2 protein-coding genes are annotated in these 1,206 nt (G+C 46.5%); both read left to right on the plus strand.

What is annotated here, in order from left to right:
• Positions 1-89: 89 nt before the first annotated feature.
• Positions 90-845 carry a 2-dehydro-3-deoxy-D-gluconate 5-dehydrogenase KduD gene (gene kduD, locus FHQ23_RS08370; protein ID WP_267963667.1) on the plus strand — a complete coding sequence of 252 codons (756 nt, stop codon included), beginning with the start codon at positions 90-92 and terminating at the stop codon, positions 843-845.
• Between the two features lie 8 nt (positions 846-853).
• On the plus strand, positions 854-1,189 hold the full coding sequence (locus FHQ23_RS08375) for a cupin domain-containing protein (protein ID WP_139613920.1): 336 nt from the start codon (positions 854-856) through the stop codon (positions 1,187-1,189).
• The last annotated feature ends 17 nt before the right edge of the window (positions 1,190-1,206 follow it).

Genomic DNA, 1,206 nt, shown 5'->3' on the forward strand with positions numbered 1-1,206 from the left:
CGAAAAATAGTCTATAGCTCAAATTATAAACAAACATCAACAGACCCTAATATTCAAAATATAATACGAAAGGAGATAACCACATGTTTATGAATTCATTCAGCTTAGAAGGAAAAGTCGCCTTAGTTACCGGTTGCAATACTGGATTGGGGCAAGGCATGGCGCTGGGTTTAGCACAAGCCGGCTGTGATATCGTCGGCGTTAATTTGAGCGAGCCGAGCGAAACTCGGCAAAAAATCGAAGCCACCGGACGCCGGTTTATCAATATTCAAGCCAACTTGATGCAACAAAGCAGCATTCCGTCAATTGTCGAAAAAGCCGTAGCCGCATTTGGTAAAATCGACATTTTAGTCAACAATGCTGGGATTATCCGCCGCGAAGATGCCATCGATTTCAGCGAGCAAAATTGGGATGAGGTGATCAATATCAATTTGAAAACCGTATTTTTCCTGTCACAGGCGGTTGCCAAGCAGTTTATCGCACAAGGACACGGCGGCAAGATTATTAACATTGCGTCGATGCTCTCTTTCCAAGGCGGAATTCGCGTGCCGTCTTATACCGCTTCAAAAAGTGCGGTCATGGGGATCACCCGAGCCATGGCGAATGAATGGGCAAAACACAATATTAATGTCAACGCAATTGCACCGGGTTATATGGCAACCGACAACACCGCCGCCTTAAGAAGCGACGGCGAACGCAGTAAAGAAATTTTGGATCGCATTCCTGCCGGACGCTGGGGAACGCCGAGTGATGTTGCCGGCCCTTGCGTATTTTTAGCCTCATGCGCCGCCGATTATATCAACGGCTACACCATTGCCGTCGATGGCGGTTGGCTGGCGAGATAGGAGCCGATATGTCGAAAGATTGCAATTTTATTCATGCCGATACGCTTAAACTTGAAGATTTAGGTAATGGCGTGAAACGTAAAATGTTAGCCTACAGTGAAAATATAATGGCAGTGGAAGTACATTTCGAGCAAGGTGCCGTTGGCGCTATGCACAGCCACCCGCACGAACAACTGACCTATGTGCTGTGCGGTGAATTTGAATTTACCATCGGCGACCAAACTCAAATTGTCACAGCCGGCGATGTTTTATATAAACAACCCAACATTATGCACGGCTGCCGCTGCTTGCAAGCCGGCGTGCTGCTGGATAATTTTACCCCGATGAGAAAAGACTTTATTTAAATAGGGTCTGTTGATCT

This window comes from Testudinibacter crocodili (genome assembly GCF_006228025.1).
In the GTDB taxonomy this organism is placed as follows: Bacteria; Pseudomonadota; Gammaproteobacteria; order Enterobacterales; family Pasteurellaceae; genus Chelonobacter.